The 4,907-nt window shown below is 42.1% G+C and carries 3 protein-coding genes; 2 read left to right on the forward strand and 1 reads right to left on the reverse strand.

Annotated features, from left to right (window positions below):
- Positions 1-216: 216 nt before the first annotated feature.
- A complete protein-coding gene (locus ACTTJ8_RS11355) occupies positions 217-2,619 on the reverse strand; it encodes an endonuclease MutS2 (protein ID WP_442721252.1) in 2,403 nt (800 codons plus the stop codon).
- 228 nt (positions 2,620-2,847) lie between these two features.
- Between ACTTJ8_RS11355 and ACTTJ8_RS11360 the strand changes: the two genes are divergently transcribed.
- Both ACTTJ8_RS11360 and ACTTJ8_RS11365 read left to right on the forward strand, forming a co-directional pair.
- Entirely contained in the window at positions 2,848-3,444 is a 597-nt protein-coding gene (locus ACTTJ8_RS11360; RefSeq protein WP_442721253.1) for a TetR/AcrR family transcriptional regulator, read from the forward strand.
- 24 nt (positions 3,445-3,468) lie between these two features.
- The gene (locus tag ACTTJ8_RS11365) at positions 3,469-4,818 is read left to right on the forward strand and encodes an MATE family efflux transporter (RefSeq protein ID WP_442721254.1); all 1,350 of its coding nucleotides are present in this window, start codon (positions 3,469-3,471) and stop codon (positions 4,816-4,818) included.
- Positions 4,819-4,907 lie beyond the last annotated feature (89 nt).

The following is a 4,907-nucleotide window of genomic DNA, read 5'->3' on the forward strand; positions in this document are numbered from 1 at the left end:
CGCTTTAGCGGATAAAATAAACCATTTCCTTACAGAACAAGCCGATAGGCTTGATTCGCAATCCGCTTTAGCGGATAAAATAAACCATTTCCTTACAGAACAAGCCGATAGGCTTGATGTTTCTAGAGATGCCCACATACGGATTCCGTATGAGGGGCTTTTGTACTTTAGTAAACTTGTTCGGAAGTGCAAGGTATCGAATAAGTCTATTGTACTTTACCGCAGCCGCACTACCGTTTTACCGGTACCGCCGTGTTCAGGACGGGCAAAGAAAAACTCCGCAACATACGGAGCAGCGGAGAGCTTTTCCTGCACCATGGTTTGCAATACCCCGTTTCCTTTTCCATGTACAATCGAAAATTCCTGCATATTATGCATAAGTGCAAGATCAAGCTGATTTTGCAGATGCTTTTCAGCCTCATCCAGCCGCATTCCAAGCAGCCGCAGCTCAAATTCGGGGCGGCTTTCCTTATGCAGCTCTGCTTCTACCACTACCTGCGGAGTCCGCAGCTGTACCGAAGTTTGAGCAGCAAGCGGTTCAAGTTTATCGGCGGGAAAGGTCATCTTCATTGTATCAACCGCTACCAGCCAGTTCTTCTTTTCTTTTCTTACAATAATGCCGCGCCGATGGAGATGGGGAATAAATACCTCTACCCCTTCTGCAAGGACAGCTGCTGTGCCGGGCTGAGCAGCCGGCGCCGACTCTTGTTTCCGATAATCTTGCTGCAGCGCCGCAATGTCTTGTTCTTCGGAGCTTATCTGAGAGTGCTCTTTTGCAAGGAGCTGTTCAAAATCCGCAAAAAATTGCTTGAGCTTACCGGTTTTCTCATGCGTCAGCGCCCCTTCCTGAATTTCCCGCACGAGATTTTCAAGCTCATTACGTTTTTGCTCAAACAAATCATCTAAGCGCTTATACCCTTGAGCGCGGAGGACTAATTCTTTTTGACGGAGCTTTAAGGCTGTTAAATCGCAGCGGCGCTGCTTTTCCTTGAGAACCCGTTCCGTTTCTGCTTTTTCCTGTTCAAATACGGCAAGCTGCGCATGTTTTTCCATCAATCCCTTGATAAGGGCTGCTGCATCAGCAGAGCTGTCAGCCATATACGCACGGGCAGAACGGATAACAGCCGGGCTTAGACCGTTTTTTTCTGCAATATCGACGGCACGGCTTTCACCCGGAATCCCCATCATAATGCGGTAAGAAGGACGAAATGTTTGCTCATCAAAAGAGACGGAAGCATTTATACAGCCTTTTTTACGATAGCCATAGTTTTTTAGAACTCCGTGATGGCTTGTGACAAAAACCCGTGCATGACGGGTCAGGAGCTCATCTAAAATCGCCATAGCAAGTGCTCCTCCTTCCTGAGGATCGGTTCCGCTGCCTAATTCATCGAGGAGAATCAAACTATCTTGATCAGCAGCTGCTAAAAGAGTAGCAACCGCCTGCATATAAGCAGAAAATGTAGAAAGAGACTGGTCGAGCGACTGTTCATCACCGATAGCGCAGCCGACATACCGGAACAGCGGCAGCCGTGTTGCCTCTCCGGCGAGTACCGGCCAGCCTGTTTGGTTCATCAGCACAAACAGTGCAGCGGTTTTTAAGCTTACGGTCTTACCGCCGGTATTCGGTCCGGTGATAATCAATATCCGCTCGTCTTCCGACAACCTGAGATCAATGGGCACGGCGGATTCTCCAAGAAGCGGATGCCGCGCCGCCTCCAGGCAAAAAGTTTGCGCTGTTCCGCTATCACAGACAAACACGCCATTTTTTTGATGTGCCCACTGAGCAGCGGCGGCGGCGCAGTCAAGCTCCAAAAGGAGCTTGTGCGCTTGTTCAAGCGCATCCGCTTCTTCCGCAACTTCCGCACTCATTTTCCGCAGTAAACGGCGCAGCTCTTGTTCATAATCCGCATGCGCCCGCATCAGTTCATTATTCCTCAGTACAATACTTTCCGGTTCAAGATAGAAACTTTGCCCCGATTGGGAATATTCATGAATAATTCCTTTGATCCGCCCTTTAAAGTTGGAACGTATGGCAATAACCTGCCTCCCGTTCCTCAGCACGGGTGCAGGCGTTTGCAGCATCGTTTTTGTAGACTCATCGGTACAATAACTGCGCATTGTTTTTTCAATATCGGTTTCTATACGCTGTATTCTTTTTTTAATTGCCGTAAGTGCGGGAATATCCAATAACTCTCCGTTCTTATCTATAAACGAGAACACTGCCTGCTGCGTTTTCGGCAGCGGCGGCATCGCTTCAATCAACATACACGCTGCATTATCCGGCTGTTCTTTTTGTACCGCCCACGCTTTCAGCTCTCCTATTTGCAGCGCTAAAAGTCCGGCTGCGTACAATTCTTCTATACTAAGACAGAGTCCTGATGCAGGCAGCTGCTTTAATACAGGCTCAATCGGCGGAAGGTTTTTAATCGGCAGCTGCTCATCCTTCTGCAAAAAAGAGAGAATATCACGCCCTAATTTTTTTGCCTCGGCAATTTTCTCAGCATCTATGGAAGGATGTTTTTGTAAACACAGCGTATGAGCTTCCGGTAACCGGCAATAGCCTGCAATAATTTCTGCAATTCTGAAAAATTCTAAAACTTCTAATGTGTGGGATGTCATTTCCTTAAAGTATTACACGCTTTACAAAAACAGTAAAGCCCCTGCGAGGAGCTATTCACGGTACCCCGAAAAACATGCGGGAATCTCTAGAAACTTAATTTTTAGAGGTTTTCCTCAAATTTTTTGCAAAAGTGTTTTTTTTACTTGATATTACTTGATAATAACGCTATATTAAAAACCGACATTATTGTCGGTTTTTTATCTTAATATAAAAATGGGGAGGAAACTTTGTTGAAAGAAGAAAAACAAAAAGTTGGACAGATGAGAAAAAGAGAAATTCGAGAAGCCGCAAAAAAATGCTTTTTAAATAAAGGCTTTCAGAATACAACAATGGAAGATGTCATTACGGAAATAGGTATGAGTAGAGGCGGCGTGTATCATCATTATGCAAGTACAACTGAAATGCTTAAAGACTTAATGCTTGATGGAAATGAATACAGAAATAGCTTGATAACTGAATATTTAGCGCATAATCGGAGCAAAGATAAATATCAGCAAATGGGTGATATTTTAACAAGTAAGGCATTAGCGAAAACCGATTTAATGAAGCTGTACGCACTTCTTTTGCAAGCAAAAAACTATAATCGGGATTTGGAAGATTTATATCAAGAACTAAAATTGCATACAACTAAAGAGCTTGATCTCATTGCAAAGAAACTGGGAATTACGGCACATATTTTTAAGGATGGCTTTTTAGTTCATTACATTAATAGTTTAATAGTGAGTTCGGAAGTGCTTAATGCACGGAATTCTTTTGACGCTCATAAGAAGTACATAAAAGAAACAATAATACAATACATTATTGATCTTGAAAAAAATAACTAAACCAATAGGAAGAGGTGAATTACGATGAAACAAGATATGAAAACACAGCTATTAACTAAAAGTCCTAAAGAATTGTTATTCAAGTTAGCCATCCCGGGAATAATCGGAATGCTGGTTATCGGCCTGTACCCGTTTATGGATGGGATATTTGCAGGGCGCCTTATTGGGGACTATGCGATGTCGGCAATTAGTGTATCTATGTCCTTGACAATTATAAATGGCGGAATATCGGCTTTGATAGGCGTAGGCAGTGCATCGATAGTATCACGAGCTATCGGTAAGGGTGATAAAGAAACAATAGATAAAATATTCGGTAATTTTTGTTATTGGGTCATTTTATTTTCTGCAATTATCACAATAGCAGGTTTGATATTCGCACCTTATTTTTTAGACATGGTTGGCGCTAAAGGAAATATCAAAGAGCTGGGGGTGAGATATTTGCGGGTTGTGTTCTTTGGATCTCTATTTGTTAACTTCGCTCAAGCAGGTAATATGACAATGCGCGGCGAAGGAGCATTAAAACAATCAATGATGATTATGGGAACGGGAGCCATACTCAATATTATTTTAGACCCTATTCTTATGAAGCTCATGGGAGAGTATGCTATTGAAGGAGCTGCTATCGCAACCGTATTATCTCAAATCGTACAAGCTTTATTAACATTTCACTATTTTTCAAAGAAGAGTTCATTTGTGAAAATCCATAAAATCAAAAAGTACAAGGTGATTTACCGTGAAATGTTTAGTATCGGCAGTTCGGCAATGATGATGCAAATTTTATTTGCGGTACAGCAAACATTTTTATTTAAGCAAGCCTTTGTATATGGCGGAGATAACTGGGGAATTTTGATGTCTGCAACAATGAGATTATATATGTTTTCATTTATTCCGTTGTGGGGAATGAGTCAAGGATTGCAGCCTGTTATAGGAGCAAATTTCGGAGCAAAGCAATACGGGCGAGTAAAAGATACGATGAAGATTTTTATGTATGGAGCAACTATTCTTGCGGCAGCTTCGTGGATACCGTCAATGTTTTGTTCCGATACATTACTGTCGTTATTCAGTGTAAGACATGAGATTATTGAAGCCGGTGTTAAAAACTTTAAGATGTTTTATTCCACATTTATTTTATATGGAATTATGATTATGACATTGACCTTTTTCCAATCCATTGGAGATGGTAAAAAAGCAGGGATCATTGTACTGTTGAGACAATTGATATTATTTGTTCCGGCGATACTTCTGTTGCCGAAATTATTCGGAGTGTCAGCTGTTTGGTGGGCGGAACCTATTGTAGATTTTACAATGATTATAATCGGATTGTTTTTAATGCTTAATGTAATGAGAAAAATGGAAAACCGCTTAAAAAACTGACATTTTTAGAGGTTTCCAACTGCTTTGCCGAACAGGCGGTAAGTTGTAAAATAAAATGCCCCAAAAAAGGAGAAAAGAAACGGTTCACC

This window comes from Treponema sp. (genome assembly GCF_052169735.1).
Taxonomy (GTDB): Bacteria; Spirochaetota; Spirochaetia; order Treponematales; family Treponemataceae; genus Treponema.